The organism is Thermoflexus sp. (genome assembly GCF_025055495.1).
Lineage (GTDB): Bacteria > Chloroflexota > Anaerolineae > Thermoflexales > Thermoflexaceae > Thermoflexus.
Window position 1 is genome coordinate 1 of sequence record NZ_JANWXB010000255.1, and the last position, 1,697, is coordinate 1,697.

The window sequence follows — 1,697 nt, forward strand, 5'->3', positions numbered from 1 at the left end:
TGGGATTTTGCCCGCTGATCCTCTATGAGCTGGAGCGCGGCCGCCGCGCGGGATGGAAATCCAGCCGCCTGCTTCGGGCCGGGGTCTGGTGGGGGCTGGCGTCCTCCGGCAGCTTTTACATGCTGCCGCTGGCGCTGCCGATCCTCGCCGGGTATGGCTGGCTCGCGCGCAGGGGCGGCGTGCTGAAGAAGCTGCTGTTCCAGACCGTGGGGCTCGCCCTGCTCTTGGTCAGTCCATGGGCCGGTGCTTTTCTTTATGCCAGATATGCGGATCAGCTGGAGGGCCGGCCGATCTCCTGGCTTTCCTGGACCAGCACCGACTGGAAGGACGTGGTCCGCTGGAATCCTTACCATCCCGCTTTGTCCTCATCCGCTGAAAGCCCCTTTCCCTCCATCGGCGGCCTGATCGCCGCGACCGCTCTTCTGGGGATTGGGTGGACCCGACTTCGAGGCCAGCGGCTCACCAGCCTGCCCCTCCTGGCGATCGCGGGGATCGCCGCCTTCCTGGCCACTGGCCCCCTGCTCAGGTGGGGCGGTCCAGTTCGCATCCCATGGCCAGACTGGTGGAGCGAGCTCTTCCAGCGCCTTTGGGCCATCGGGTATTCGCTCAAGCCTGCTTTCTTTGAGAGCCCAACCGTCCCCAGCGGCTGGAGGGATCTGCTGATATCACCTGGTTTTCTCCTGTGGGTCTTCATCCCTTTTTGGGAGATGGTGATCTTCCCCTCCCGCTATCTGGCCCTGCTGGGGCTGGGACTATATGTCTCCGGGGCGGAGGCCTGGGTCCGAAGCGCCCGAAAACCTGTCCAGATGGGCGTTTTTGTCCTCTGGTCCCTGGAAGCCCTGATGGGGCCCGGGAAATGGGTCCCGTGGCCTCCCGCGCTCCATCCGGCCTTTCACTGGCTGCGCGCTCAGGCCTCCAGCGGCCGGGTGGTGGACATGGTGGCAACGCCCCAGGTCCGCTTCTGGTCCTCGGGGTCCGTTCTGCTTGCCCCCCTGTTCCATGGCTGGCCGACCCTCTCCGGGTTTGAGGCGATCGATCCCCTGTGGGCCAAATGGCTGACTACCCGTTACGGCCCGGAGGTGATCGCTCACCCAGAGCGCCTGAGCGCGATGGGCGTTCGGTATGTTCTCCTTCATATCCTCTCCCCGGATTGGCGCGAGGAACGCTGGCCGGGGAACCGTATGGAGCGCGTGGAGTGCTTTGATCCTCCACCCGAACCCTCCCCCTGGGATCACCCTATCTGCCTCTACCGCCTCCCTTCTCAAGGCCTGGACACCGTCACCAACCTCCTTCTGGCTCAGGGCTGGTCTGGGGCCGAACCGTGGGGGATATGGGCGGAAGGGCGGGAGACAGAGGCTCTCTGGATCGTGCGTAATCCGCGCCCGGCTCGTCTCGAGCTTCAGGCCTTCCCTCTGTGCGGCGCTGAGATCCCCCAGCAAATCCAGGCCTGGATCAATGGGAGCCTTGTTGGCGAACATACTTTCTCCTCCTGCGATGAAGCCCACGTCAGCTGGAAAATCCCCCTGCATCTAATCCGGAGGGGAACGAACGTGCTTCGTTTTCAATTTGCCTACGCGTTTCCCCCGCTAATGGTTACTCAGGGAAGAAATCCAGATACCCGGCCCCTTTCGGTTGGTTTCCGAAAGCTCTGGATCGACGAGGACCCTTCATAGTGCTTTGTCCACTTTTAATTTGGG

The 1,697-nt window shown here is 63.2% G+C and carries 1 protein-coding gene; it reads left to right on the plus strand.

The window, feature by feature from the left end; genetic code table 11:
• Positions 1-1,673 (plus strand): hypothetical protein (locus tag NZM16_RS08395; protein ID WP_295479906.1); only part of this gene is annotated, 1,673 nt, incomplete at its 5' end.
• Positions 1,674-1,697 lie beyond the last annotated feature (24 nt).